This window comes from Glycomyces paridis, from assembly GCF_004912155.1.
GTDB lineage: Bacteria > Actinomycetota > Actinomycetes > Mycobacteriales > Micromonosporaceae > Glycomyces > Glycomyces paridis.
This window is the reverse complement of record NZ_STGX01000021.1, coordinates 37,842-63,119: the sequence shown is the minus strand read 5'-3', so window position 1 is coordinate 63,119 and position 25,278 is coordinate 37,842. Positions and strand designations below refer to the sequence as shown.

The window sequence follows — 25,278 nt, the reverse complement described above, 5'->3', positions numbered from 1 at the left end:
ACAGTATGCCCGATCACAGCAAACCGCAGGGTCCGCCGCAGGGCCGGCGACAAACCCCGCCCCACCCGAGGCAGGATCAAGGCATGCGCGCACAACCGAACATCGCCCTCCGACCCATCACCACCGACGACGCCCCCACCATCGCCGCCATACGCCGCGACAGCCGCGACCACCTCGCCCCCTGGGAACCCGCGCGCGGCGACGACGCCCACACCGACGAGAGCGCCCTCGCCTCCATCAAAGCCGCCCTCGAACGCACCGCCGCCGGCACCGGACGCTCCTACGTCATCACCGACCACGCCCGCATCGTCGGCGGCATCCTCATCAACTCACTCGTCCAAGGGCCCTACTTCCGCTCCTGCTCCATCGGCTACTGGGTCGCGCGCACCGACACCGGCCGCGGCGTCGCCACCGAAGCAGTCCGCCTCGTCAAAGACATCGCCTTCGGCGAACTCGAACTCCAACGCGTCCAAGCCGAAACCCTCGTCCACAACCACGCCTCCCAGAAAGTCCTCGAACGCAACGGCTTCACCCTCATCGGCCTCGCCCCCTCCTACCTCAAGATCGCCGGCACCTGGCAAGACCACCTCCTGTACCAAGCACTCCCGAAGGACTGACCTTGCAATTCGACGTCAACTACCCCGAAATCGGCGCCTCCCGCGACATCCCCATGCCCGACGGCTACCGCCACCTCCGCCGCGAAGCCGTCATCGCCGCACCACTCGCCGACGCCGCCGAACTCCTCATGACCTGGGGCCTCCACCAACGCTGCGGCCTCCACCCCACCCCCACCGCCCCACGCGCCGCACCCGGCGTCAAAGTCACCCTCCGCTTCGCCCGACTCCTCACCATCCCCTGCCAGGTCACCTGGGCCGACCAGACCCCCGAACGCGCAGGCTTCGGCTACGGCTCCCTACCCGGCCACCCCGAACGCGGCGAAGCCGCATTCCTCCTCGAAACCATCAGCGAGCACCGCACCCGCCTCATCCTCCGCTCCTTCTCCACCCCCGGCACGACCCTCAGCCGCCTCGCCCCCCCCATGACCCGCCTCCTCCAAACCCGAGCCACCAACCGATTCACCACCGAAATGAAAGCGGCATTCCCGCCGAAGTGACAACCGCGCACACCCCCGGCGATGGCGCCCCCGCACACCGGCCACCCCCTCGTCACCCACGAGGAGCACCGACCCCCCCCCACGGAAACTCCCCCCGCCGACCCGGTCGTCTTCGCCGAAGTCCGGTGGCGGCGTGCCCCAATGCGTAGATTTCGACTGAAGAGCCGAATCGGAGGTCGCACCATGGACATCGCAATGCTCGGCGTCGGACACCTCGGCGAGGCCGTCCTCGCCGGACTGCTCGACTCGGGCCTGCCCATCTCCCAGATATGGGCCACCGCCCTCCCCGAACAGCGCGCCGCCGCGCTGGCCGACCGCTACGGCGTGGAGGTCAGCACCGACAACCGCAGCGCGGTCACCGAAGCCGACCTCGTGCTCCTGTCGGTCCCGCCCGTCGCCGTCGCGCCCCTGCTCAAGGCGATCGGCCCCGACCTCGAACCCGACGCCACGGTCGTCTCCCTCGCCGCCGGGGTTCCCCTCTCGACGCTCGCCTCCTCCGTCCCGAAGGGCGTCCATGTCGCCCGCGCCATGACCAACATCGCCGCCCGTGCGCGCCAGGCCGCGACCGCCCTGTGCGCCCCCGAGGGCACCGACCTCACCGAGCTCGAAGACCTCTTCGACCGGGTCGGCGTCACCGTCACGGTCGACGAGTCCCTCATGGACCTCGTAACGGCCGTCGCCGGCTCGGGCCCGGCCTTCCTGTTCTCACTCGCCGACGCCCTGACCACCGCCGCCGTCGACGGCGGCATGGAGCCCGAGGCCGCCCGCGTCCTTGTCGACCAGATGCTCCTCGGCGCGTGCCTCCACCTCCAGTCCTCCGACGAGGCCCCCGCCGCGATCCTGGAACGGATCGCCACCCCCGGCGGCACCACTCGTGCCGCCCTCGACGTCCTCCGCGCCGGCCACGCCTCCGGAACCGTCAAAGCCGCGGTCCAAGCCGCCACCGCCCGAGGCCACGCCCTCTCAGGCGACGACCGACCCGAACCTGATACTCCCGCCGGTCCTGACCACCATGAGCGCTCCGCGGTTTCGCCGGATTCTCCGGGCTCGGCGGGCTCGGCGGGCTCGGCGGGTTCAGAGAGTTCAGGGGGCTCTGCGGGTGCCAAGGGCTCCGCGGGCTCCCTTGGCGCCGCGGACTCTGGGGGTTCCGAACCAGGTGACATCGACTCCGACCACTTCTGAACCGGCCTTGGGGCCCTCCCCCCCCCCCGCCCCCACCCCTCCCACCCCACCCCTCACCGCCCATCGGATAGCACCGCTGTGGTCAGCGTGGCTACGACGTGCCCTTCACTTTCGTTCGTCGCGTTCGCATCAACGCTCGCCTGGGTTGAACCGAGCGCCGTTCAAGGGCCGGGAATAACCGCTTGGCGTCGCGAGTCCACTTCCGGTGTCGGCGCCCGGCGTCCCGGGGCCGACCTCCTAGACCTGGTGGTGGCCGCCAGTGTCCTAGGCTCCGTAGACCGCGTGGCCTACCGCGTCGGGCGCATCGTTTCGGCTCCTATTCCTGGGCTTCGGACCGGCCGGCTGCGGTCCGATTCCGTGATCGGTGCGGTTGCGCCGGTTGGTTTTCAGATCATGAGCACCGTCTTTCCGAGGAGGCGGTTCGTGAGGGCTCGGTCGTGGACGGCGGCCAGGTCGGCGAGTGGGAGGCGTTCGGCGACGTCGATCTGGAGGTCTCCGGCGTCGACCAGGGCGACGAGGTCGGCGAGGCGGGCGGCGTCGTTGCGGACCTCGACCTGCTCGATGCGCACGCCGCGGCCGATGTCGGCCGGGCCGGGTGTGGCGGTGCTGGTGAAGACGCCGTGGTCGGCGGTGAGGGTGGAGAGTTCGGCCGTCTCCTCGGGGCTCGATCGCACGAGCTGGAGGACCGCGTCGAAGCGTTCGCCGGCGAGCGCGTCGATCACCGGTTCGGCGGTGTAGTCGAGGACGCGGTCCGCGCCGTAGGAGTGCACCCGTTCGGCGCTGCGCGGGCTCGCGGTGGCGGTGACGTCGGCGCCGACCTTCTTCGCGAGTTGGACGGCGTAGCCGCCGACGCCGCCGCCCGCGCCGTTGATGAGGAGACGCTGGCCCGCTCGCAGTTCGAGGTGTTCGAACAGCGCTTGGCGGGCGGTGAGCCCGACGGTCGGGAGTGCGGCGGCGTCGGCGAGCGGCACGGTGGCGGGTGCGGCGGTGAGGACCGCGGCCGGGGCCGCGACGTACTCGGCCGCGGCGCCGGGGGCGGTCGGTGGGAGGAACGCGATGACCGGGTCTCCGGTCCGCCAGCCGGTCACGCCCTCGCCGATCGCGGTGATGGTCCCGGCGACGTCGATGCCGGGGGTGTGGGGGAGCGCGACGGGCATGATGTCGCGCATGAAGCCGGCGCGGATGGCGGCGTCGAGGAGGTTGAACGAGGTGCCGGCGACCTTGATGACGACGTGGCCGGGGCCCGCCGTCGGTTCCTCGGCCGTCTCGAGGGCGAGGACTTCGGTGCCGCCGTGGGAGTGGAAGCGCATGGCCTTCATGAGGTGCTCCTTCGATCTTCTTGCTTCGAATTCGAAGCTCTTGATGGCAACTGTAGATCGCTGCGAATTCGAAGCACAAGGATTCGTGACGATTCCCACATTGCTTCGAATTCGAAGCGGATAGGATGGGGTGGTGAGCACCGACGACTTCATGATCGGCGACCTGCGCCTGCCCGACCCCGGGCAGCTGGAGGCCTATTTCGCGCTGACCGAGGCCGTGGCGCTTCTGCAACACCAGGTGGACCAGCAGCTCCGCGCCGAAGGCGGGATCTCCGCCGTGCAGTTCGAACTGCTGATGACCCTCAACGGCTCCTCCACCGGCCTGACCATGACCCAGCTCGCCGACGGCGTCGTCTACAGCCGCAGCGGCCTCACCTACCAGGCCGGACTCCTGGAGAAGGCCGGGCTCGTCACCCGCGGGCCGAGCCCCGAGGACGAGCGGGCCACGCTCGTCGCCATCACGCCGAAGGGCCGCGAGATCGTCGGGCGGGTCCTGCCCGGCCACATCGAGGTCACCCGCAAGCTCCTCTACGACGCCGTGGACGAGGCCGACCTCAACCGCTTGGGCCGCATCATGTCCCAGGTCCGCGACCACATCCGGTCCGAGCCGCCCCGCTCGGCGGGGCCGCGCAGGCGAAGGCGCGCCGCCGGGATCTGACGGCCGGGAGGTCAAGCCTCGGCGGGCTCGGTCGCGCTCGAGCGGCGGCGCACGATGAGCATGAGCACCGCCAAGGCCGCCAGCAGGACCGCCACCACGAGCATGAGCCCGTACGTCCACTGGAGGTCGTCGGTGAACGCGTCGTACGTCAGCGGCGCGAAGGCCGCGTCCCGCGCCCGCGAGACGAACAGCGTCCGGCCCTCGGCCAGCCCCCACAGGGCCGCGACCGCCAGGACCGCACCGAGGGCCCCGACCACGAGCGCGGCGACCCACCGGCGCGGCGCGAGCACGAACGCGACGATCAACAGCCCCACCGCGATCCACGGCAGCCACGTCGCCGCCCACTCCAGTCGCTCGGTGTCGCGCTGCAACTGCGGCACCTGCTCGGAGTCGACCAGCACGTACTGCGCCTCGACTGCGGGAATGTCCTCGGCCAGCGCGAAGTCGGCGTCGACCAGTCGCTCCTTGATGACGGCCACGACCCGTCCGAGGTCGAGCGAGAGCGTGTTCCCGTCGGCGAGCACGGCGCCGGCGTTCTCGCCGCGCAGGGCCGAGACGAGGGAGGCGTGGGCCTCGCGCACGGCCGCGTCCCAGAGGTCGAGGAAGGCGTCGCTGGAGACGAAGTCGGCGACCTCGTTCTCGATGTAGCCGCGCAGGCTCTCGGCGGCCGAGGCGATGAGGTCGCGGACCGCGGCGGGCGGGTCCTCGCCGCCGGCCCAGCCGGCGGCGTCCTCGGCGACCTGCTCGATGTCGATCGCGGCGATGATCCGGGCGGAGAGGAGGTCGGCGACGTCGTTCTGGACCTGTTCGTCGGCGGCGATGACCTCGGTGCGCTCGGTGAAACGGTCGGTGTCGAGCAGTTCGAGCCGGGCGTAGTAGGCGGCGACGGCGCCGGTGACGGCGACGGCGGCGAGGACGCACGCGAGCAGGGCCACGATCCACCGCACGAGGCGTCCGACGCCGTGCCGTCGGGCCGCGGCGGTCTCGGGCGCGTCTGCGGGCGTCTCGTCCACGGGTGCCTCCAGTAGTCTCCGATCCAGCCTAAAGTGGGCGGACGCGGCGCGGAGGCGTTCGGGGCGGACGCGAAGGGGCGGCGGGGGAACCCGCCGCCCCTTCGCGTCCGGTCTAGAAGTCGTACTTGAGGTATGGGGAGATCATCGGGTAGACGAGGTCCATGCGCACGGCGCTGTTGGGGCATCCGCCCAGGTGGTGGAGGCCGACGACGGCGCCGGTCTCGCGGCTGACGACCGGCGAGCCCGAGGAGCCGCCCTCGGTGTCGCACAGGTAGGCGAGGTCGGTGCGCCAGCCGCGCCCGTTCCAGGTGTTGTCGCTGACGCGGCACTGGGCCGCGGCCGGGCGTGCCCGGCCGCTCTCGTCGGTGACGGCGGCGATGCGCAGCGGCCTGCCGCCGGGGTGACCGGCGATGAAGACCTTCTCGCCGGTCGCGGCCTGGCCGGTGTCGATGGGCAGGTGGGGGAGGTGGGCGATCGCGTCGTAGTCGGCGACGGTGAACAGGGTGAAGTCGTAGGTGTAGTCGGTGGCGAGGACGTCGTCGCCGGTCACCTTGATGGGGGTGGCGGTGTCGCCGCCGGTGCATTCGAGGCACTCGTATCCGAACTGGACCTCGGTGGCCTTGGCGAGTTCGTCGGTGTCGAAGCAGTGGTTGTTGGTGAGGAGCCGGTTGCCGCCCTCGGCGAGCCAGGCGGTGCAGTAGAACTGGTCGTCGATGATGAGGCGCGCGACCGAGCGGGAGGCGTCGTAGGCCTCGGGGTCGGTCTCCTTGTAGCAGGCGGCGTGCTCGGAGTCGTCCCTGCCGCAGACGCTCTCGGGGGAGGGCTGGGCCGCGGCGGGCCGCGAGTCGAGTTCGGCCTCGTTGAGGCCGCGGGCGTAGGAGGCGAGGCGGGCGGTGGGGGTGATGCCGTCGGCGGGGTCGTCGCGCAGTTCGATGACGGCGGTGTCGCCTTCGACCGAGAGGGCCCGGAGGGCGCCGTCGACCACGTCGCCCGCGCCGTAGCGGCGGGTCTCGGTCCCGTTGGCGGCGGCGACGATGAGCGCGTCGCCGGCGCCGAGGGCGACGCGGTCGAAGCGGGCCTTGATGAACGCCGCGTCCTGGTGCGTCAGGGCCCGCTCGGAGCCCGGTTCGAGGGCCGCGCCGACGGACTCGATCGCCGCGATCTGGTTGGCGCTGTAGCCGGGGCCGCTGACGTCCGGTTCCGCGCGTTCCTGGTCGGCGCCGAGTGCGGCGGTGGCGGGCGTCAGGGCCGCGGCGATCGCGAAGGCGCCGGCGGCGGCGCGGGCGAGGACGCGGCGGGGGAGCGGCACGGCCGCTTCGACTGTCTCTTGTGCTCTCACGTGCACGAAGATAGGGGGCCGGGGGTCGCGGCGCGGCGGTTCGGGGAAATACGGCGGGGCCGGCGCGGATCGCGTTCCGCACCGGCCTGCCGGAAATGGCTCGCGCTAGTTGTAGTTCTCGTCCTTCCAGTCCTCCCAGCTCGCCCAGCCGCCGAGGATGAGCGCCAGGACGATGGCGATGAGGCCGATCAGGGAGATCCACCCGAGGACGATCCCGGCGGTCGCGAGCCCGCTTCCGGCGTTGTCGCGGGCTTTGATCTGGCCCTTGGCGACGTAGCCGAAGATGAGGCCGAGGATGCCGAGCGGGCCGCACAGCCCGACGAGGGAGACCACGAACGAGGCGATGGCGAGCCCGTTCATCTCTCTGGGCATCCTGACCGGTGCTCCGGGCTGCCCGTAATCCTGCGTCATGATGCCCTCCACTTGAGACGGAATTGAGCGCAGTGTAAGGGCCCGTTCGGCGCCCGGGCGGCGTTTCGGGCCGATCGGCCGGTGCTCAGAGGGCCTTCGCCTCCCAGTCGACGCGGTGGCGCTGGACGGGGCCGAGGGTCTGCTCCGGGCGCATGACGGTCGTGATGCCCCGAGCTGTTGGACGGGGCGTGGACGGCGTCGCCGACCAGGACGGTGCGGCCGCGGTGCCAGCGGGGACCTTCGGCATGTCGCCGCCGATGACGGCCGCGGTCCTCACCTGTACGGGTGCGAGCGCTGAACGTCGACCGTGCCGATTCTGGTTTTAGGCCCCGTCCTCCCGGTGCCTCGCCGCGAGCGCCTCCACACCGTCCAGCAGCAGACCCAGGCCCAGCCTGAACAGGTGGTCGAGGTCCATGTCGTAGCCGTTCTGAAGGCTTCCGAAGTACCCGAAGAGCTTCGCGAAGTGCGGGAGCCGCTCGAACACGTTCGCGTCGACGGCCGGCGTGTACCGGAGGTCGGTCCACTCCTCATGGGAGATGCCGGTCTCGGACATCGCCTCGTCCTCGGCCTCGAAGTTCGCCGCGAGGCCCACCACGTGGCTGTACAGGAGCACGTGCAGGTCGAACTGGAGGACCGGCGGCAGACCGAGGGGTTCGAGCGCGCCCAAGATGCGGTCCCCCAGGCGCATGAGGTTCGGCAACGGCAACGGCCGCGTGAGCGGATGGACCTGGCCGAGCCACGGGTGCGCCCGGTGCACGCGCCACAGCCCCGCGGCGATCGCCTCGATGCGCGCGCGCCACGGACCGTCCTCGGCGTCGCCCTCGTAGGTCAACCGCTCGTAGGCGCTGTCGCACATGGCGGTGACGAGCTCTTCCCTGCTCTCCACGAAGCGGTACAACGACATCGGCGCCACACCGCACCGCGCCGCCACGGCGCGCATCGAGACCGCCTCCAGCCCTTCGGTGTCGGCGATGGCGACGGCCTCTTCGAGCACCCGCTCGCGCGTGAGCTCCAGGGACGCCGTCGGCTTCGCGATGCCGCGCCGCGGCGCCACCACGGTGCCCGAGCGCGGACGGGTCACGACCAGGCCCTCCGCTCGCAGCACGTCCAACGCCTTCGTCGCTGTGGCGATCGCCACAGCGAATTCCTGGGCGACCTGCCGCGTCGACGGCACCTTGTCGCCCGGCAGCAGCTCCCGCTCGCTGATGCGCCTGGTCAACTCGGCCGCGATACGCAGATACGGCGGCTCGCCCGGCGAGCCTCCCGGTTCGGCCACGACGGCCCTCCCTCGCTCTGTACTACGACAGATCCTAGCCCCGCGACCCCTGTGCACCCCCGCCTGTCCTAGGGCAGTTCGGCAACGTATTTGCAGGTCATAGCCGTATTTTCTAGGGTTGTGCCAGTCAAGCGGCACACCGCCGCAGCACCACCCACCGAGAGGAAACCCCGATGAGCGACATCCTCGTCTCCGGCTCCAGCGTCGCCGGCACCGCCCTCGCCTACTGGCTCCGCGAGCAGGGCCACACCCCCGTCGTCCTCGAACGCGCCCCGGCCCTGCGCCGCGGCGGCCAAGCCGTGGACGTGCGCGGCGCCGCCCTCACCGTCCTGCGCCGCATGGGACTCGAAGACGCCGCCCGCGCCCTCCGCAACGAGTCCAAGGGCATGAACATGCTCGACGCCGACGGCAACGAGTTCATGCGCTCCGAAGAGTTCGCGCTCTCCTCCGGCGCACTCGACTCCGAGGACATCGAGATCCTCCGCGAAGACCTCGTGGACCTCGTCCACGCGAAGCTCGACGGCGTCGAGCACCTGTACGGCGACTCGATCACCGCGATCGAGGAGGACGCCGAGGGCGTCACCGTCGCCTTCGAGCAGGCCGCCCCGCGCCGCTTCGACCTCGTCGTCGGCGCCGACGGCCTCCACTCCAACACCCGCCGCCTCGCCTTCGGCCCCGAAGCCGACTATCTCCACCACCTCGGCACCTACCTCTCGGTGTTCAGCCAGGACAACTACCTGGGCATGGACCGCTGGCAGACCTGGATCAACGACGGCGCGAACGGCGGCGCGGTCATGACCGTGCGCGACAACAAGGAGCTGCGGATCTTCCTCGGCTTTGCGTCCGACCGCATCGACTACGACTACAAGGACGTCGAAGCCCAGAAGCGCCTCGTCGCCGAACACCTCTCCGGCTTCGGCTGGAAGGTCCCGGAGTTCCTGGAGCGCATGAAGACCGCCGAGGACTTCTACTTCGACTCCATGGCGCAGATCAAGATGGACGCCTGGTCGAAGGGGCGCACCGCCCTCCTCGGCGACGCCGCCCACTGCGCCGCACCGCTCTCGGGCCAGGGCACCAGCCTCGCGATCGTCGGCGCGTACGTGCTCGCGCTCGAACTGGGGCGCACCGGCGACCACGCGCTGGCCTTCGGGCGCTACGAGCGGCGGATGCGCCCGTTCGTGGAGGCGAACCAGGAGCTCGCCCTGCTCAGTCCCGAGACGACGTCGCCGGAGGAGCGCACGACCCGCACCGACGCGGTCAAAGGCGCGATCGACCTCGACGCCGTGATCGACTGAGGTCCACTCCTCGGTGATCCGCGACGCGGCCGCTGCGGCGGCCAAGGGCCGCGCCTCCGGGCGCGGCCCTTAACGCGGTCCTGGGAGGCAGCGGCAGCGGCATCGCCGGGAGCCCGTCGATGCTCACCGGGTTGTGCGGCTTCGCGTCGCAGTAGGCCGCGAACTCCTCGTCGCTCTTGCGGCCCAGGAACTCCCGCAGCAGCGGCCGCTCCTCCCGGAAGTCCATGAACGGCACCGCGTACCCGCAGGTGTCACTGATCAGCTTGGCCCGCACCACGATCACGGCCCGCACCCCGGGCCCGTCCGCCTCCGCGAACCGGGGGATGAGCTCCGCGAAACGCGGATCGTCGCGATAGACGGCCTCCCCGGTCCCGTGCACGCGCACGATCTTCGGCGGCCCTTCGAACGCGCACCACATGATCGTGATCCGCCCGTTCTCGCGAAGGTGCGCGTGGGTCTCGGCATGGGAGCCGCCGAAGTCGAGGTAGGCCACGGTGCGCTCGTCGAGCACCTGAAGCGAACCCTTGTGCCCCTTCGGGGACAGGTTGACATGCCCGTCCCCCGCCAGCGGCGCCGACGCCACGAAGTACACCGGCTGCGCCTCGATGAACGCCCGCAGCCGCCCCTCGATCGACTCATACGTCTGTCCCATATCCCGAAACCCCGCTCTCACCAAATGGAATCCGAGTTCGACCCTATGCCTCGCCGCCTGGCCTCGCAACTCTGTTGCGCTCCACCACACGGCATCTCGAACCGCGTTCCACATCATGCGGAAACTGAGGGTTCCTTGCCGTTGGGGCGCAGGTGCGTGCAGGACCGGCGTGAGCGCCGGCTCGCGGCGGCCCGGTTGATCCTGGAGCAGGGCGCCAACGCAAAGCGCGAGATCGAGCGTCAGTGCTACCGCCCCGTCGGCGGCGCGGAAGCCGTTCCGGTCCAACGGAGTCGACGCGAGCGCCGCCGCAACCGAAACCAGTCGACAGATCGCCCGGCCTTCCAGGAATATCTGACCATGATCAGAGACAACATTCCGCGCAGGGCGATATTGGTGGCACGGAGCCATACGGTTTCGGTCGAAGCGATGACCGAGATCGCGGGTGTCGAGCCGGACGCCACCCGCGCCAAGGGCTCGATTCGAGCGGCGGCGAAGGTTCAGATTCCCGCGAAGGAGCACTCGTGGCAGATCCGTGAGTACGCAGAGAGCGAAGTGCCGCTGGAGGAGGTCATCGATCGCCTTTTCAAGCGGGTGCTTCCTATGCGGGATTCCTTCATCGCCCTGCGGGAAGCAGGGTGTGAGCTCACACTGGACCTAGTGCACATCATGTCGGAATCGGATCCGCACGGACCGGGGTTCTGCCTGGAGACCGACGTCGTTCACTTCCTGGCCGAGATCGACGCCTCCGTCGATGTCGACCAGTACCTCAGATGAACGCGCTCGGGGCGGAACAGTCGCGGTTCCGCCCCCTTTCATTCAGCGGGGCACCCGGTTCAGCAGCTCCATCGTCAGGTCGTGGAGCCTTGCCGCCGACTCGGGGTTGAAGTCCGCGCTCGCCATGTTCAGGCGTTTCCTTCTCCTGAAGGCGCTCACGGGCTCGTTCGGCGGGGTGTCGATGAGGCGGGTCATCGGGGCCACCGCTTTGGGCACGCGTTGGGCGAAGAGAAAGGCCATGGCCTCGGTGAGGGCCCGTTTGGGTTGGGGGAGTGGTGCGGCCATGCCGGTCTTGACGAACATCGGGTTGTAGAGGACATACCTGACACGCGAGTCGGGGTGGCGGCGTGGGAAGTCGGTGCCGAGGAGGTCGATGGCGCGGGAGGCCTGGGTGGCGGCCTTCATGCCCTTGTAGGGCTCGCGCTCGAAATGCGGGTCGTCCCAGAAGATCCGGCCGGGGAAGCCGCCGGGGGCGCCGAGGTTGAAGATCACCGGGGCGGGCGCCTCGGCGAGGCGGTCGGCGAGTGCGTGGCCGATCACGAAGCGGCTCAGGTAGGAGAGCGCGAACGTGTACTCCAGGCCGTCGTCGGTGAGGGTGCGCCGCTGCTGGAACCGCTGGGTGGCGAAGACGAGGCCGTCGATGCGGTCGAGCGTCGCCTCCGCCTCGGCCGCGACCGCCTCCATGCCCGCGACGGTGCTCAAGTCGGCCCGCAGGAAGCGGGCGCGCTCGGCTGCGCCGATGCGTTGGGCCGCTTCGAGGAAGGCCCGGCCCTTCGCCTCGCCGCTGGCGACGGCCACGACGCGGTCGCCGCGCTCCAGGAAGTGCAGGCCGAGGCCGCGGCCCATGCCGTCGGTGCCGCCGGTGATCAGGTAGGTGCGCACGCTCGTGCCGCCTCTCGTCATCAAGTCATCGATCGATGACAAACGTTAGCAGGGGTCGCGTCATAAGTCAACAATCGATGACTTATGCTGACTTGATGAACGCGCCCAAACGCCGCGACCGCGCCGCGACCCGCACCGCCCTCCTCGACGCCGCCCGCCGCCGCTTCGCCGAGCACGGCTTCGACGGCGCGAGCGTGCGCGACATCGCCGCCGACGCCGGGGTCGACGCGACGCTCATCTTCCGCTACTTCGGCTCCAAGAAGGACCTCTTCGCCGAGGCCGTGCAAGCCGATGTCCCGGAAGGGATCAGCGCCGGGGACGACGCCGGGCCCGCGGCGCTCGCCGACGCGCTCGTGCGCGAAGTCGTGCTCGACGACCGTGCCGCGAGCGGCGAGCATCCGCTGCTGGTGATGCTGCGGTCGGCCGGTCGCCCGGAGGTGCGCGAGCGCCTGCGCGAGGAGGTCTGCGGCCGCTACCTCGCCGACCTCGCGGGCCGCTTCGACGGCGAGGACGCCGACCTGCGCGCCGAACTGGTCGGCGCGCTGCTGCTGGGCATGGGCGTCATGCGCTCGGTCGTCGGCTCCCCGGTCCTCTCGGAGGCCGACCCCGAACGCGTCCGGGCCCTGTCGGGCGCGATGGTCGAGGCCCTGGAGCGCGCGAAAGGATGACGGCGCGACAGCAGCGCGGCCGATCGGTCCGCAAGACGGTGGTGCGCACGGCATCCGGGCCCTGAGGTTCGGAACGGCCTCTGCGTCAACCGGTCCGATCCGGAATCGCTGTGCGAGGCGAAGGCGGGCGCGGGCCTGCGCTCAAGGCTCCCGCCTCACCAGCGGCACCGTGTCGGCGGCTCCCGCCGCGGTGCCGCGTGTCGGCCGGTCGGCGCGGCTCACGCCTCCCGGTCGGGCCCGTCGGTGATCGACTTCGCGGCGGTGCCCTTGGCGGTGACGGTGATGCTCGATCCGTCGGCGTCCACGATGGTCACCTCGATCTCGGGCCTGCGGCTGCGCAGCCAGACCGCGACGGTGCGGCCGAGGGCGTCGAGGCCGCCCGCGGCGATCGCGGCGATGAGGAGTTCCTGGACGGCGCCGAGCTCGCCGGGCCCGATCGCGGCGGGCGCGAAGCGGGCGCTCATGTCGTCCTCGCGGGTCAGCCAGTCGAGCAGCGAGGCGAGCTCGCCGCGGGCGTCGTCCGTGCCGTGCACCGTGATCTCGGCGTCCATCGCCACACCTCCGGTCTCGTATTCTCCCAGGGCCGCGCCACTTTTCGGGTCCCGCGATTCACGCGAAGACCCAGGCGCGCACCGGCCGGGTCGACAGCGCACCGAGCAGCCACGCGTACAGGACCGTCCACACCAGACCAATCGCGAGCACATACGGACGCATCGCGAACCAGTCGAGGCCGGTCGCGATCACCGGGATGCCGCTGGCCATGCCCATGAGCGTGGAGGCGAACGTCCACACCCACGCCCACCGCGATCCGCGCGCGAGCGGCGCCGGGGCCGCGGCGCTCTGCACCGCGAAGTACACCGTCGCGGCAGTGACGATGACGCCCGGAGCGGTGACCTCGCGCGTCAGCGAGTAGATCGAGGCGCCAGCGCCGACCAGGCACAGCGCCATCGTCGCCATGAGCAGGCCGCGGACGAGACCGATCTCGCGCGGCCGGGTCGGCGCGGCGGGCAGGACGGGCGGGCCGTACCGGCTCGCGGGGGGTGCGGCCATGGTCGTCTCCGATCGAGGGAACGCCTCCATGGTGGCAGACGACCGCAACGGCCCGACCCGTGACATTCGTCAGGGACAGGTCGTGACGCGCGGCCTGGGCGCCCAGGCCCCGCGGCGGCCACGCTTGGACCATGAGCGAAACGAACCCCACCGCCGCGGCGGTCGCCTTGAGCGGCCTGCGGAAGCGCTACGGCGCGGTCACCGCCGTCGATGGCGTCGACCTGGAGATCCGGCCTGGCGAGGTCGTGGCCCTCCTGGGCCCCAACGGCGCCGGGAAGTCCACCACCATCGACATGATCCTCGGACTGTCCGCTCCCGACGCCGGGACGGCCCGCGTCTTCGGCCGCACCCCCGCCGAGGCCGTGCGTGAAGGCCGCATCGGCGCGATGCTCCAGAACGGCACCCTCCTCGACGACCTCACCGTCGCCGAGACCGTGCGCCTGGTCGCCTCCCTCCACAGGCACCCCCTCCCGGTCGAGCGCGCCCTCCAGCGCGCCGGCGCCCAGGACCTCGCCGCCCGCCGCGCCAACCGCCTCTCCGGCGGCCAGGCCCAGCGCGTCCGCTTCGCGATCGCGCTCGTCTCCGACCCGGCCCTCCTCGTCCTCGACGAACCCACCGCCGCCATGGACCCCGCGACCCGCCGCGACTTCTGGAAGGCCATGTACGAGGACACGGCCGCGGGCCGCACCGTCCTTTTCGCCACCCACTACCTCGAAGAGGCCGAGGAGTACGCCGACCGCGTCGTCCTCATGACCGGCGGCCGCATCGCCGCGGACGGCACCGTCGCCGAGGTCAGGGCCGCCGCCGGCGGGCGCACCATCCGCGCCGCCGTTCCCGGCGCCGCCGAGGCCGACCTGCGCGCCCTCCCGCACGTCACCGGCTGCGACCTGCGCGAGGGCCGCGCCGAACTCGCCAGCGCCGACTCCGACGCGACCCTCCGCGCCCTCCTCGCGCGCTTCCCGGCCGCCCGCGACATCGAGATCGCCGCCGCCGGACTCGAATCGGCCTTCCTCACCCTCACCGACCAGACCCGCGACGACGAACCGGAGCCCGCCCGATGAACCTCACCTACACCCGCATCGAGATCCGCCGGGCCCTGCGCAACTCGCGGTTCCTCATCTTCGCCTTCGCGTTCCCGGTGTTCCTCTTCCTCATCCAGACGAACGTGTTCGTCGCCGACGACGACCCCGGCAAGGACACCGCGACCGCCGTGATCATGGTGAACATGCTCGCGTTCGGGGTGTTCTTCGCCGCGATGTCCAACGGCGGGCGCCTGGCGACCGAACGGGCCGCCGGCTGGCAGCGGCAGCTGCGCCTGACCCCGCTCACCGGGCGCTCCTACATGCTCGGCAAGGGCGTGACCGGCCTGCTCCTGGGTGTGCCGGTGCTCGTCGCGGTCCCGGTGATCGCCGTCCTCGCCAACGGCGTCAGCCTCGACGGGGCCCAGTGGACGCGCATCCTGTTGGGCACCTGGCTCGGTGCGGTCCCGTTCATCCTCCTGGGCCTGCTCATCGGCCAGCTCGCCCGCCCCGACACGCTCCAGCCGTTGAGCATGGGCCTGTCGCTGGTCATGGGCTTCCTCGGCGGCATGTGGATCCCGGTGGACGCGATGCCGACCTGGATGCAGCACCTCTCGCCGGTCCTGCCGAGCTACTGGCTCACGCAGCTCGGCCGCGGCGCCGTGACCGGCGACCTCTCGCGCGGCCTCGGCCTCACCGCCGCGGTGCTCGCGGCCTGGGCGCTCGCACTGGGTGCCCTCGTGATCGGGCGGTACCGTAAGGACTCGGCCCGGGCCTGACCGGGCGGAACGAGAGGCGGACGGTGGCGCTCCAGTCGGCGAACGAACCCGGTGAGGGCTGGTGGGACGACCATTCCACCGGCCCGTTCGTCGGCCGCGCGAGCAGGCGCTGGGTCCTCCTCGGACTCGGCGTCCTCGCGCCCTTCGCCATTCCGGTGACGGTCGACGCCGTCGGCCGCGGCTCCTGGGCGACCGTCGCGGTCGTCGCCGCCTACGCGGCCTGCTACCTCGCGTTCCCGTGGGCGGTGTCGGTGCCCGACCTGCGCCGCCGCGTGGCCTTCGGCGCCGTGATCCTCGCCCTCGGCTGGACCCTGTTCGCGGTCCTCGACACCGGCGGCGTGTACGGCCTGCTGTACGCCATGATCCCGATCGCGATGGGCCTGCCGCGCGCCTGGATGATCGTCCTCGACGGCGGCACGCTCCTCGCCCTCGGCGTTTTGGAGGCCCTCGGGGCGCTCGACCTCATCGGCGAGACCACCACGATCGCCTACAGCGACCTGTGGGCCATGTTCGGCATCACGGTCGCACTGTTCTTCATGGTCAGGCTCATCCGCACCGTCCGCAGCCTGCGCCGCGCCAACGCGACCATCGCCGCGCTCGCCGTCGACGCCGAACGCGAGCGCCTCGCCCGCGACCTGCACGACATCCTCGGGCACAGCCTCACCACGATCACCGTCAAGGCCGGCGCGGCCCGGCGCCTCCTGGAGACCGGCCGCGGGGAGGCCCGCGCGATCGAGGAGATCCGCGACGTCGAGGCCCTGTCGCGCTCGGCGCTCGCCGACGTGCGCGCCACCGTCTCGGAGTACCGGACCGTCACGCTCGCAGGCGAACTCGCCGGTGCCAGGGCGGCCCTGCGCGCCGCCGACATCGACGCCGACCTGCCCCGCGCCGTCGACGACGTCGCCCCCGCCCTCCACGCCGTGTTCGGGTACGTGGTGCGCGAGGCCGTCACCAACGCCATCCGCCACTCCCAGGCCGCGACCGTGACGATCCGGCTCGGACCGGACTGGATCACCGTCACCGACGACGGCCGCGGCGGGGCCCGCGGCGCCGGCACCGGCCTGCGCGGCCTCGCCGAACGCCTCGCCGCCGCCGGAGGCACCCTCGACGCCGGGCCCGCGCCCGGCGGCGGGTTCACCGTCCGAGCCGAGGTCGCATGACCCGCGCTCCCGCACCACCGGAGGCACCGTGATCAAGGTCCTGCTCGCCGACGACCAGGCGATGGTCCGCGGCGCCCTCGCCACCGTCCTCGGGCTCGAACCCGACATCGAAGTGGTCGCCCAGGTCGGCTCCGGCGACGAGGTGCTCCCCGCCGCGGCCCGGACCGCGCCCGACGTGGCGCTCCTCGACGTCCAGATGCCCGGCCGCGACGGCCTCCAAGTGGCCGCCGACCTGCACCGGGCCCGCCCCGGCTGCCGCATCGTCATCTGCACGACCTTCGGGCGGCCCGGTTATCTTGCCCGAGCCATGACCGCCGGAGCCGTCGGCTTCGTCGTCAAGGACGCGCCCCCCGAACAGCTCGTGGAGGCCGTCCGCCGTGTCCACGGCGGCCTGCGCGTGGTGGACCCCGCGCTCGCGGCCGAGTCGCTGGCCACGGGCGAAGGGCCCCTGACCGGGCGCGAACGGGAGGCGCTGCGCCTGGCCCTCGACGGCGGCACCGTCGCGGACATGGCCGCCGCCCTGCACCTCACCGAAGGGACCGTGCGCAACCACTTGTCCACGGCCATAGGCAAACTCGGCGCCCGCAACCGCGCCGAGGCGGCCCGAATCGCCGACGAGCGCGGCTGGCTGTGAAAGCGGCTCGGAAAATATCGCGCCCGAAGCGATGATTCGGCGGATGGTGCGGCGTCTTCATGGGTACAACCAGTTGACACCGATCCAAGGAGCACCGACATGACCACGAACGCGAACTCGACCGGATTCCCCTACTCGCTGACCGCCGAGGTCGACGTCCCCGTCGCCGCCGTCTGGCAGGCCTGGACCGAGCGGGACGACTACGAGGCGTGGAGCTACTCCAAGCCCGGGTCGGTCGAACTCGACGTCACGCCCGGGGGCCGCTACACCTCCACCGTCGTCACCCCCGACGGGACCGAGTTCCCGATCACCGGCCGGTACATCGAGGTGGACGCGCCGCGGACGCTCGTCATGGGCATGGACACGCCCGACGGCGGCGAAGAGGTCATGCGGCTCGACGTCGAGGACCTCGGCGACGACCGGACCCGCTTCACGATCTCGCAGAACTGCGCGACGCAGGAAGAGCACGACATGGCGAAGCAGGGCAGCCAGATGCTGCTCGACTCCTGCGCCGCCTACGTGGCGAAACTCTGATCGCCGCGGAGGCGTCGGGGCCGGACCGGCAGGGTCCGGCCCCGACGCGTCTCCGACCGCACGGGCGCCGCGCACACCGAACCCCTCTCGCGTCACACCGGCCCCGCCCGTCCCCGATAATGGCCGGGCCACCTACCGAACGGAGACGCGATGATCGGCATCACCGGAACGACCGGCGGCGTGGGCTCCGCCGCCGTCCGACACCTCCTCGCCCGCGGCCGCCGCGACGTCGTCGCCCTCGCCCGCAGGCCCGACGCGGTCCCCGCCGCACCCGGCCTGAGCGCCCGCCGCGCCGACTACGACGGCCCCGACACCCTCCGCGAGGCCATGCGCGGCCTCGACACCCTCGTCATGGTCTCCAGCGACGGCCTCGCCGAAACGATGGAACGCCACCACCGCAACGTCATCGGCGCCGCAGCAGAGGCCGGCGTCGGGCACCTCGTGTACACGAGCATCCTCGACATCGAGCCCGGCACGCGCTTCTACTACGCGCCCGGCCACCAGGCGACCGAGACGCTCCTCGACGCCTCCGGCATCCCCCACTGCAAGGCCCGCACCTCCGTGTTCGCCGACTTCTTCGCGGACACGTGGCTCGGCGCCGCACTCGCCTCCGGCGTCCTCGACCTGCCGCTCGGCGAGGGCGCCGTGTCGCTCGTCGCCCGCGAGGACGTCGGCCGGGGCATCGCCGCGGCCGCGCTGGCGGGCGCCGAAGGCGTGGTGCGACTGACGGGCCCGGAGGCGCTGACGGGGGAGCGGATCGCCGCGGCGGCGGCGCGCGCGACCGGTCGGCCGCTGCGGTTCGCGCCGGTCACCGACGCCGACTACCGCGCCCGCCTCCTCTCCGAGGGCGAACCCGGTTGGTTGGTCGAGGCGTACGCGACCATGTTCGGCGCGGTCCGAGACGGCCGCTTCGCGGCCGCCCCGGGCGACGTCGAACGCCTGACGGGAACGCCCCCGGCGAGCTTCGAGCGGTACTTGGAAGGGCATCGCGTACACAGCGGCGAGTGAGGCCGGATGGGAGCCGCGCCGGTTTCGCCTCCACGAGAGTTGTCGGCGGGGGCGGATAGCCTCGGGGGATGCAGCTCAGCGCCCGCGGCCTCAACCGTGCGACCCTCGCCAGGCAGTCCCTGCTCGCCCGCGCGGACACCGACGCCGTCTCGGCGATCGCGGCGGCCGTCGCGTTCCAGTCGCAGGCGCCGGTGTCGCCCTACATAGGACTGTGGAACCGGGTCGCGGGCTTCGACCGCGCCGAGCTCGACGCCGCGTACGCGTCCGGGGCCGCGGTGCGCGGCAACCCGGTCCGCATGACCCTCCACACCGTGGCCGCCGCGGACTACCGCCCCTATCGGGAGGCCACCGAGCCGTCCCTGTACGCGGCGAAGCTCGGCGGGCGCATCGCCGGGGCCGGGGTGTCCGCCGCCGAAGCGGCGAAGCTGTCGGTCGAGATCCTCTCGTTCGCCGCCGTCGAGAGCCGCACCGCCCGCGAATGCGAGGACTGGCTCGCCGAGCGGCTCGGCGCCGAGACCGCGAAGGCGGCGTGGCCGGGCATCCGCCAGTACGCCCCGCTGCTGCGCGCCCGCACCGGCGGGCCCTGGGGCTTCAACGAGAAGGTCGACTACATCGCCGCCCCGGACCTGCCGACCCTCGGCGACGACGCGGCCGCCGACGCCGCGCTCCAGACCCTCGTCCTGCGCTACCTGGCCGGTTTCGGGCCGGCCTCGCCCGCCGACGTCGCCCAGTTCGCGATGGTCCAGCGCGGCAGGGCCAAGCGCGCGATCCTCGCCCTCGGCGACCGCCTCGACGTCCACGAAGGACCCGCCGGGGAGACCCTGTACGACCTGCCGGGCGCGCCGCTGCCCGACCCCGAGACTCCGGCGCCGCCGCGCCTGATGGCCATGTGGGACAACGTGTTCCTCGCCTACCACGACCGCAGCCGCACGCTCCCGCCCGACTACCGCGCCACCTTCATCCGCAACAACGGCGACGTGCTCCCGATGCTCCTGGTCGACGGCCACGCCGCCGGGCTCTGGCGGCCGGTCGAATCGGGCATTGAGGCGACGGCGTTCCACCCGCTGCCCGACGAGGTGTGGGCCGCCCTCGACGCCGAGGCCGAGGGCCTCCGGTCGCTCCTGGCCGACCGCGAACCGCTCGCCTACAAGCGCCACCACCACTGGTGGGCGAAGCTCCCGGAGGCGCAGACGGTGCTCCTCGCGAAGCGCTGAGCCCGGAAAAAGTCGCCCGGCCCCCTGCCATCCCTAACAGTGATGATGGAACGGTGAGCGCTGTCGGTTGGGTCTGACTCGATCACTAACTGGCTTCGGGCCTTGGACGGGATTTGTCGGCTCGGCCGCAGCGCTCACCTTCGCCCCACCGGCGATGGCGTTCGTGACTTGATACGAGCCTGGCCAGAGGCCCCATCACTGTTCTGTCCGATCGCATCTCACCGGCGAGGCACCGCCCCTGTCAGTTCGAACGCGAAGGACGGCACATGTCCACCATCCCACAAACCCCACCCATCATCGAGATCACCGGCGGGGTCGACACCCACCGCGACACCCATACCGCCGCCGCCATCGACACCTCCGGGCGATTGCTGGGCGCCAAGCAGTTCAAGGCCACCACTACCGGCTACCGGAAACTCCTGACCTGGCTGACCTCGTTCGGGTCCCTGGCCCTGGTCGGCGTCGAGGGCACCGGCGTCTACGGCGCCGGGCTCACCCGCCACCTCCAAGCCGAAGCGATCAAGGTGGTCGAGATCGATCGGCCCGATCGCAAAATGCGCCGCTGGCAGGGAAAATCAGATCCGGTCGATGCCGAGGCCGCCGCCCGCGCCGCCCAGGCCGGGCACCGCACCGGGACCCCGAAACAACGCACCGGCGCAGTCGAAGCACTCCGGGCGCTGCGAGTGGCCCGCCGAAGCGCGGTCCGGCAGCGCACCGACACGCTCCGCCAGATGAAAGCCCTCATCATCAGCGCGCCCGAACCACTGCGCGCCTCGCTGCGCACCAGCTCGAACCCCGATCTGGTCACCACCTGCGCGGCCTTCCGGCCCGACCCGGCCCGCCTAGTTGAACCAGCCACCGCAACCCGGGCCGCCCTGCGAGCCCTCGCCCGCCGCGTCCGAAACCTGGACACCGAGATCACCGACCTCGACACCGACCTCGCCCCGCTGGTCGCCTCGATCAACCCCGACCTGCTCGCCCTCAACGGCGTCGGGACCGAAGTCGCCGGCCAGCTACTGGTTACCGCCGGCCAGAACACCAACCGGATCCGAAACGAAGCCGCTTTCGCCATGCTCTGCGGCATCGCCCCGCTCCCGGCCTCCTCGGGGCAAACCCACCGCCACCGCCTCAACCGCGGCGGCGACCGGCAAGCCAACGCCGCGATCCACCGCATCGCCATCACCCGACTCCGCTGGGACCCACGCACCCGCGCCTACATGGAGAAACGCACCAAAGAAGGCCTGTCCAAGAAAGACATCATCCGCTGCCTCAAGCGCTACATCGCCCGCGAAATCTTCACCGTCCTCAGCAAGACCACAACCCCGACAGAAAACCTTCAATCCACGACTTGACATCCATAGGAGCATCCCCCACCCTCCCGAGAGGGGAAGGAACCCTGCCGCGATCCTTTCCCCCGGGTCCGACAAGAAACGGGCCTCGGCGACATGCTCCGGCAAAGGTTCACTCGAAGGCGGGAGTGGACGCGAGTGCCCGGCACGACCGCAGGTTACAGAGCCGGGCAGCCCGGTCGGGCTTCGGATACGCTTGTCCCCCACCGAACGGAAGGAGCGCGCCGTGAGCGGTCGCGAACACCACTACGAGGTCACCGTCCGCTGGACCGGGAACCGGGGCGAGGGCACCGCCAAGTACCTCTCCTACGGCCGCGACCACGACATCACCGCGCCGGGCAAGCCGCTCCTCCTCGGCAGCGCCGACCCCGCCTTCCGCGGCCAGGCCGAGCGCTGGAACCCCGAAGACCTCCTCGTGGCCTCCCTCTCCGAGTGCCACATGCTCACCTACCTCTCGCTGTGTTCGCGCGAGAGGATCGTGGTGACCGCCTACGAGGACGCCGCGACCGGCACCATGACCGAGTCCGCCGGCTACAGCGGGCGCTTCTCGGAGGTCGTGCTCGCCCCGGCGGTCACGATCGCCGACCCCGAGCACCGCGAACGCGCCCTCGAGCTCCACCACGAGGCGAACAAGGGCTGCTTCATCGCGAACTCGGTGAACTTCCCGGTCCGCCACGAGCCGACGGTCCACATCGGAGAGTAAGCCGCTTCCGGTCACTCGACGGGCGTGCAGGGCACCGTCTCCGGCAGGTCGTACTCGCCCTCGACGTCGGCGGTGAAGCTCGGCTCGACGCTCGAACCGGGTTCGACCGCGCCGTTGAGCCAGACGTCGCCGTACCGGTCGCCCTCGACGTGGTCGAGCCCCCAGGTGGAGGCCACCGACAGGTGCTCGACGGCGAGTTCGACCTCCCACCCGTCGATCGGCTCGGTCCCGGTGTTGGCGACGGTGACCGTGACGGCGACCGAGTCGCCCCACTCGTTGTCGAGCGCGAGCGACGCGCTGCACTGCGAGGCGGGCGGCGCCGCCTCGGTCGGCTCGGCCGCCGAGGCCGACTTGGTCGGCTCGGGCTCGGGCGAGGAGGAGCTGGTTTCGACGTCGGGTGAGGGCGTGGCCGAGGTGCTCTCGACGGAGGTGTCGGGAGCGGCGCTGAAGTCAGGCGCGGAGGGCGCGTCGGCGCCGATGTTGGTGCGGTCGGTGTCGTCGCCGTCGCGCAGCACGCTGAACTGGAGTACGGCGGCGATGCACGCGAGCGCGGCGATCACGATGAGCACCAGGAGCAGACGGCCGTGGATTCGCCCGCGCAGCGTCGCGCGTTCCATCCAAGGGCGCATGGCGATCTCCTCCGAACGGGACGGATGAAGCAGGGGCGGACACGTCCGGGCGACGAAGGCGATGAGGGGGCCTCGTGTCCACGGTGTAGCGTACAAGCCCCGCCAGGGCCTCGGGAAAGCCCTCGCCACCGATCCCAGTGGCCTGGAAGCGCAAGCGGCGAGTGGGGCCGGCGACTTGTCGGGAACGGGCCCGCCACCTGCTCGAACATCGACACATATCGATCTGATTCGACCGGTCGGGCCGCGGGCCCGTGCGCCGGATCGGTCGCCGTCCGGCCCGCTCAGCGCGTTGTCACCGTTCCTCGCGACCCGGCCAGGTGCGACCGGCCCTGTCGCCACCGGCCGTGGGCGCCCGGCCGCGACCGGCCTCCCGCCCTCAGCCGTCGCCCGAAGGCTGCACGTACTTCGCCCAGTTCGACTCGAAGTCGTAGCCCGGCCGGTCCCCGTCGGGTTCGACGAGGGTCGCGGAGCGCTCGTCGACCATGATGCGCACCGGGAACCCCGGGAGCGGCACCCGGTCGGCGTCCGTCACCATCGCCGTCGAGAAGTCGCGCCGCACCCCGGCGTGCTCGTAGCGGATCAGCACCTCGAAGCGAGGCTTGCCGCCCGCCCAGCTCTCCGTGAACCGCAGCGACGCGACCTCGCCGTCGAAGCGCCGCCCTGTGCCGCGAAGCTGCTGAATCCGACGCTGGCGCCGCTGCACCCGCCACAGCGCGAACGGCACCCACGGCGCCCGGACCGCGAGCACCGAGGCGAACGGCACCGCGAGGAACAGCATGATCGCGGGCGGCTCCACGTTGGCCTCCCCGTCGCCGAGCGCCGACGCGTACGCCGCGAAATGCAGCGCCGCGCCCGCGGTGATCCCGAACGAGGCGACCACGAGCGCGAGCCCCTTCACGACCGACTGCTGTCTGAACTGGCGCTGCGCCTCGCCGCGGAGCCTCCAAGTGGCGAGCCCTGACGCCTTGAGCGCCAGCACTATCAGCACGACCCACCACCACGTCCGCGCACGATCGTGCAGCCCCGGCTGCGTCGCGCCCACGTCCGGCAGCTCCGCGAAGCCCAGGTACGAGAACGCGGTCCACGCCAGCGCGCCCCCGACCGTGAACGCGACGAGCCGGCCCGAGAACCGCCCCGGCTCCCGGCTCGGGTCCAGCGAGGTGATCCGAGCGCCCCGGTCGGTCGTGGAGAACACCGGGCCGAGCTCCCACCAGTCCTCGCGCTTGCGCTGCTCGGCCTCCTCGGCGGTCTCTTCCCTGCCGTACCGCGCACTCTGCCGGTGCGCGGCGGCGGCGAACTCCGAGAACCAGCGAGCGCCCCGCGAAGCCTGCGGGCCCGCCTGCCACCTGTGCTCCTGGTCGTCCTGCGTGTTGCCCATGCGACCAGAGTAAGGAGCACGCGCACCCGCCCCGACGGCCCTCGCGCCGTGCAGGGCGCCGAGGGCCGGCCCCCGGGGCCGCTCGACCGCTCAGCGAAGCGGCGGCGTTCGGCCTTGCGGCTTTCGGCCCGCGCCGGGCTCAGGTGCCGAGTGCCTGGGCCAGGGTTGGGCCGTGGTGGAGTGGTGGAGTGGTGGAGTGGTGGAGGGTGGTTGCACCTTTGAACTTTTGCGGCCTCGCGGCCTTCGACCCGTGCCGGGATCCGCTGCCGTGCATCGGAGTCGAGGTCGACTGGTCAGCGGGGTAGCGGGGCCTGGTCTTGCGGGCGTGGAATTCGGCCTCGGGCGAGTGCCGGGCCGGGGTCGGCCGCTCCGCGGGCGTCGGCTTTGCGGCTTTGCGGCCTTGCGGGCCATGCTCCGGGGCCGGGGCCGGGGCCGGGGCCGGGGCCGGGGCCAGGTGCTGCGTGCTGGAAGCGGGTTTTGTCGCCCGATGGCGGGTGGTATCCGGTCTTGCGACCTTGCAACCACGCGCTCCCGCAGCTTTCGGCTCCGGGCCGGGGTCAGGTTTCGAGCGCTGGGGTCGGGGTCGGCGGCTCGGGGGTGGCAACTGGTCGTGCGGCCTTCGGGACAACGCGAGGCTTGGGCGCCGAGAGCCGGAGTCGGGATGAACCGTCTGGTGGGGTGCAAGCCTCGCGTCCTTCGGCCTCGGGCAAGTCGGTCGCTGCGCGCTGGGAGCGGGATTGACTGTTCGATGGAGTCGCGGTGCCCAGTGTTGCGGCTTCGCGCCCTACGCTCGCGGGGTCGGGGTCGGGGTCGGGGTCGGGGTCGGGGTCGGGCGCTGCGTGCCGAGGCCGTGGTTGGTGGCCCGAGGTGGTGATGGCGTCCGGTCTTGCGGCCGGGTGGCCGCGGCCCTGGGCCGGGGTCAGGTGAGGAGTGCAGCGCTGAAGGTCGTCCGCTCGGAAGTGCGTCGGTGTCGGGTTATGTCGCCAAACGGCATTCGGCCCCGGGCCGAGCGTTCGGCGGATCGGCGGTGAGGCCTCCTCGTCCTCACCGAGATGTGATCGCAGTCGGCAGCCCGAGGAGCGGGCTGGGCGGCAACGGCCGGTTCATGCGTGCGCCCGTTTCCGGACCGCCCGTGCGCCCGTGTCCGATCGGCCTCGGCCCCGCATCTGCGGGTGTAGATTCGGCTGGGGACCGGCCGGTCCTGCCGGGCAGCGAGAGCGACGGTAAGGGCCACAACC

General features: G+C 71.7%; 27 protein-coding genes and 1 pseudogene. 16 read left to right on the top strand and 12 right to left on the bottom strand.

Features of this window, described 5'->3' with window-relative positions:
- Positions 1-83: 83 nt before the first annotated feature.
- From E9998_RS22615 to proC, 3 genes are all read left to right on the top strand, one after another.
- Positions 84-617, top strand: a complete 534-nt coding sequence (locus tag E9998_RS22615) for a GNAT family N-acetyltransferase (RefSeq protein WP_136531965.1) — start codon at positions 84-86, stop codon at positions 615-617.
- A gap of 2 nt (positions 618-619) precedes the next feature.
- Positions 620-1,114, top strand: a complete 495-nt coding sequence (locus tag E9998_RS22610) for a DUF1990 domain-containing protein (RefSeq protein WP_136531964.1) — start codon at positions 620-622, stop codon at positions 1,112-1,114.
- Between the two features lie 183 nt (positions 1,115-1,297).
- A complete protein-coding gene (gene proC / locus E9998_RS22605; RefSeq protein WP_158299947.1) occupies positions 1,298-2,296 on the top strand; it encodes a pyrroline-5-carboxylate reductase in 999 nt (332 codons plus the stop codon).
- Positions 2,297-2,682: 386 nt separating this feature from the next.
- Here proC and E9998_RS22600 read toward each other — a convergent pair whose 3' ends face one another.
- Positions 2,683-3,615 carry an NADP-dependent oxidoreductase gene (locus E9998_RS22600; protein ID WP_136531962.1) on the bottom strand — a complete coding sequence of 311 codons (933 nt, stop codon included), beginning with the start codon at positions 3,613-3,615 and terminating at the stop codon, positions 2,683-2,685.
- Between the two features lie 151 nt (positions 3,616-3,766).
- Here E9998_RS22600 and E9998_RS22595 point away from each other — a divergent pair, with 151 nt between their 5' ends.
- Positions 3,767-4,273, top strand: coding sequence for a MarR family winged helix-turn-helix transcriptional regulator (locus tag E9998_RS22595; RefSeq protein WP_136532004.1), 507 nt, complete (start codon positions 3,767-3,769; stop codon positions 4,271-4,273).
- 11 nt (positions 4,274-4,284) lie between these two features.
- Here the strand turns inward: E9998_RS22595 and E9998_RS22590 are convergent, their stop codons facing one another.
- From E9998_RS22590 to E9998_RS22570, 5 genes are all read right to left on the bottom strand, one after another.
- The gene (locus E9998_RS22590) at positions 4,285-5,286 is read right to left on the bottom strand and encodes a hypothetical protein (protein ID WP_136531961.1); all 1,002 of its coding nucleotides are present in this window, start codon (positions 5,284-5,286) and stop codon (positions 4,285-4,287) included.
- 112 nt (positions 5,287-5,398) lie between these two features.
- Positions 5,399-6,625 carry a trypsin-like serine peptidase gene (locus tag E9998_RS22585; RefSeq protein ID WP_158299946.1) on the bottom strand — a complete coding sequence of 409 codons (1,227 nt, stop codon included), beginning with the start codon at positions 6,623-6,625 and terminating at the stop codon, positions 5,399-5,401.
- Between the two features lie 105 nt (positions 6,626-6,730).
- A complete protein-coding gene (locus tag E9998_RS22580; protein WP_136531959.1) occupies positions 6,731-7,036 on the bottom strand; it encodes a DUF4190 domain-containing protein in 306 nt (101 codons plus the stop codon).
- An 85-nt stretch (positions 7,037-7,121) separates the two neighbouring features.
- The gene (locus E9998_RS22575) at positions 7,122-7,313 is read right to left on the bottom strand and encodes a hypothetical protein (protein ID WP_136531958.1); all 192 of its coding nucleotides are present in this window, start codon (positions 7,311-7,313) and stop codon (positions 7,122-7,124) included.
- Between the two features lie 45 nt (positions 7,314-7,358).
- Positions 7,359-8,312, bottom strand: a complete 954-nt coding sequence (locus E9998_RS22570) for a GntR family transcriptional regulator (RefSeq protein ID WP_136531957.1) — start codon at positions 8,310-8,312, stop codon at positions 7,359-7,361.
- Between the two features lie 173 nt (positions 8,313-8,485).
- On the opposite strand from E9998_RS22570, the gene E9998_RS22565 reads away from it, so the two are divergent.
- On the top strand, positions 8,486-9,607 hold the full coding sequence (locus E9998_RS22565) for an FAD-dependent monooxygenase (protein WP_136531956.1): 1,122 nt from the start codon (positions 8,486-8,488) through the stop codon (positions 9,605-9,607).
- 76 nt (positions 9,608-9,683) lie between these two features.
- Here the strand turns inward: E9998_RS22565 and E9998_RS22560 are convergent.
- Positions 9,684-10,259 (bottom strand): annotated as a pseudogene (locus E9998_RS22560) (pyridoxamine 5'-phosphate oxidase family protein); the annotation flags it as partial.
- Positions 10,260-10,415: 156 nt separating this feature from the next.
- Here E9998_RS22560 and E9998_RS22555 point away from each other — a divergent pair.
- Positions 10,416-11,033 carry a DUF4279 domain-containing protein gene (locus tag E9998_RS22555; RefSeq protein ID WP_158299945.1) on the top strand — a complete coding sequence of 206 codons (618 nt, stop codon included), beginning with the start codon at positions 10,416-10,418 and terminating at the stop codon, positions 11,031-11,033.
- Between the two features lie 42 nt (positions 11,034-11,075).
- Here the strand turns inward: E9998_RS22555 and E9998_RS22550 are convergent, their stop codons facing one another.
- Positions 11,076-11,915: an SDR family NAD(P)-dependent oxidoreductase gene (locus E9998_RS22550; RefSeq protein WP_158299944.1), complete on the bottom strand. Its 840-nt coding sequence runs from the start codon at positions 11,913-11,915 to the stop codon at positions 11,076-11,078.
- Between the two features lie 95 nt (positions 11,916-12,010).
- Between E9998_RS22550 and E9998_RS22545 the strand changes: the two genes are divergently transcribed.
- Positions 12,011-12,583, top strand: coding sequence for a TetR/AcrR family transcriptional regulator (locus tag E9998_RS22545; protein WP_136531952.1), 573 nt, complete (start codon positions 12,011-12,013; stop codon positions 12,581-12,583).
- 218 nt (positions 12,584-12,801) lie between these two features.
- Here E9998_RS22545 and E9998_RS22540 read toward each other — a convergent pair whose 3' ends face one another.
- Positions 12,802-13,134, bottom strand: a complete 333-nt coding sequence (locus E9998_RS22540; protein ID WP_136531951.1) for an effector-associated constant component EACC1 — start codon at positions 13,132-13,134, stop codon at positions 12,802-12,804.
- A 58-nt stretch (positions 13,135-13,192) separates the two neighbouring features.
- Entirely contained in the window at positions 13,193-13,633 is a 441-nt protein-coding gene (locus E9998_RS22535; protein WP_136531950.1) for a hypothetical protein, read from the bottom strand.
- Between the two features lie 131 nt (positions 13,634-13,764).
- On the opposite strand from E9998_RS22535, the gene E9998_RS22530 reads away from it, so the two are divergent.
- The 9 genes from E9998_RS22530 to E9998_RS22490 all read left to right on the top strand — a co-directional run bounded on the left by E9998_RS22530 (position 13,765) and on the right by E9998_RS22490 (position 22,033).
- Entirely contained in the window at positions 13,765-14,694 is a 930-nt protein-coding gene (locus E9998_RS22530) for an ABC transporter ATP-binding protein (protein ID WP_136531949.1), read from the top strand.
- The gene (locus E9998_RS22525) at positions 14,691-15,431 is read left to right on the top strand and encodes an ABC transporter permease (protein WP_136531948.1); all 741 of its coding nucleotides are present in this window, start codon (positions 14,691-14,693) and stop codon (positions 15,429-15,431) included. The genes E9998_RS22530 and E9998_RS22525 overlap by 4 nt, the downstream gene beginning before the upstream one ends.
- 23 nt (positions 15,432-15,454) lie before the next feature.
- Positions 15,455-16,591, top strand: a complete 1,137-nt coding sequence (locus tag E9998_RS22520; RefSeq protein WP_136531947.1) for a sensor histidine kinase — start codon at positions 15,455-15,457, stop codon at positions 16,589-16,591.
- 28 nt (positions 16,592-16,619) lie between these two features.
- Positions 16,620-17,225: a response regulator transcription factor gene (locus tag E9998_RS22515; RefSeq protein WP_136531946.1), complete on the top strand. Its 606-nt coding sequence runs from the start codon at positions 16,620-16,622 to the stop codon at positions 17,223-17,225.
- A gap of 99 nt (positions 17,226-17,324) precedes the next feature.
- Positions 17,325-17,759: an SRPBCC family protein gene (locus E9998_RS22510; RefSeq protein WP_136531945.1), complete on the top strand. Its 435-nt coding sequence runs from the start codon at positions 17,325-17,327 to the stop codon at positions 17,757-17,759.
- 150 nt (positions 17,760-17,909) lie between these two features.
- Complete coding sequence (locus E9998_RS22505; RefSeq protein WP_136531944.1) at positions 17,910-18,767, top strand: NAD(P)H-binding protein; 858 nt, start codon at positions 17,910-17,912, stop codon at positions 18,765-18,767.
- A 68-nt stretch (positions 18,768-18,835) separates the two neighbouring features.
- The gene (locus tag E9998_RS22500; protein WP_136531943.1) at positions 18,836-19,981 is read left to right on the top strand and encodes a winged helix DNA-binding domain-containing protein; all 1,146 of its coding nucleotides are present in this window, start codon (positions 18,836-18,838) and stop codon (positions 19,979-19,981) included.
- A 266-nt stretch (positions 19,982-20,247) separates the two neighbouring features.
- A complete protein-coding gene (locus E9998_RS22495) occupies positions 20,248-21,333 on the top strand; it encodes an IS110 family RNA-guided transposase (protein ID WP_136531942.1) in 1,086 nt (361 codons plus the stop codon).
- Between the two features lie 223 nt (positions 21,334-21,556).
- The gene (locus E9998_RS22490) at positions 21,557-22,033 is read left to right on the top strand and encodes an OsmC family protein (protein ID WP_136531941.1); all 477 of its coding nucleotides are present in this window, start codon (positions 21,557-21,559) and stop codon (positions 22,031-22,033) included.
- A gap of 11 nt (positions 22,034-22,044) precedes the next feature.
- Here E9998_RS22490 and E9998_RS22485 read toward each other — a convergent pair whose 3' ends face one another.
- Together E9998_RS22485 and E9998_RS22480 are read right to left on the bottom strand one after the other, a co-directional pair.
- Entirely contained in the window at positions 22,045-22,662 is a 618-nt protein-coding gene (locus E9998_RS22485) for a cellulose binding domain-containing protein (RefSeq protein ID WP_136531940.1), read from the bottom strand.
- A 376-nt stretch (positions 22,663-23,038) separates the two neighbouring features.
- Entirely contained in the window at positions 23,039-24,040 is a 1,002-nt protein-coding gene (locus E9998_RS22480) for a hypothetical protein (protein WP_136531939.1), read from the bottom strand.
- Positions 24,041-25,278: the final 1,238 nt, after the last annotated feature.

Bases quoted from the DNA above. Each gene is read 5' to 3' on its own strand.
- E9998_RS22510 (WP_136531945.1), top strand. From the start codon at position 17,325: ATGACCACGAACGCGAACTCGACCGGATTCCCCTACTCGCTGACCGCC.
- E9998_RS22480 (WP_136531939.1), bottom strand. From the start codon at position 24,040: ATGGGCAACACGCAGGACGACCAGGAGCACAGGTGGCAGGCGGGCCCG.
- E9998_RS22600 (WP_136531962.1), bottom strand. From the start codon at position 3,615: ATGAAGGCCATGCGCTTCCACTCCCACGGCGGCACCGAAGTCCTCGCC.
- E9998_RS22485 (WP_136531940.1), bottom strand. From the start codon at position 22,662: ATGCGCCCTTGGATGGAACGCGCGACGCTGCGCGGGCGAATCCACGGC.
- E9998_RS22530 (WP_136531949.1), top strand. From the start codon at position 13,765: ATGAGCGAAACGAACCCCACCGCCGCGGCGGTCGCCTTGAGCGGCCTG.
- E9998_RS22525 (WP_136531948.1), top strand. From the start codon at position 14,691: ATGAACCTCACCTACACCCGCATCGAGATCCGCCGGGCCCTGCGCAAC.
- E9998_RS22595 (WP_136532004.1), top strand. From the start codon at position 3,767: ATGATCGGCGACCTGCGCCTGCCCGACCCCGGGCAGCTGGAGGCCTAT.
- proC (WP_158299947.1), top strand. From the start codon at position 1,298: ATGGACATCGCAATGCTCGGCGTCGGACACCTCGGCGAGGCCGTCCTC.
- E9998_RS22535 (WP_136531950.1), bottom strand. From the start codon at position 13,633: ATGGCCGCACCCCCCGCGAGCCGGTACGGCCCGCCCGTCCTGCCCGCC.
- E9998_RS22615 (WP_136531965.1), top strand. From the start codon at position 84: ATGCGCGCACAACCGAACATCGCCCTCCGACCCATCACCACCGACGAC.
- E9998_RS22505 (WP_136531944.1), top strand. From the start codon at position 17,910: ATGATCGGCATCACCGGAACGACCGGCGGCGTGGGCTCCGCCGCCGTC.
- E9998_RS22495 (WP_136531942.1), top strand. From the start codon at position 20,248: ATGTCCACCATCCCACAAACCCCACCCATCATCGAGATCACCGGCGGG.
- E9998_RS22565 (WP_136531956.1), top strand. From the start codon at position 8,486: ATGAGCGACATCCTCGTCTCCGGCTCCAGCGTCGCCGGCACCGCCCTC.
- E9998_RS22580 (WP_136531959.1), bottom strand. From the start codon at position 7,036: ATGACGCAGGATTACGGGCAGCCCGGAGCACCGGTCAGGATGCCCAGA.
- E9998_RS22500 (WP_136531943.1), top strand. From the start codon at position 18,836: ATGCAGCTCAGCGCCCGCGGCCTCAACCGTGCGACCCTCGCCAGGCAG.
- E9998_RS22540 (WP_136531951.1), bottom strand. From the start codon at position 13,134: ATGGACGCCGAGATCACGGTGCACGGCACGGACGACGCCCGCGGCGAG.
- E9998_RS22545 (WP_136531952.1), top strand. From the start codon at position 12,011: ATGAACGCGCCCAAACGCCGCGACCGCGCCGCGACCCGCACCGCCCTC.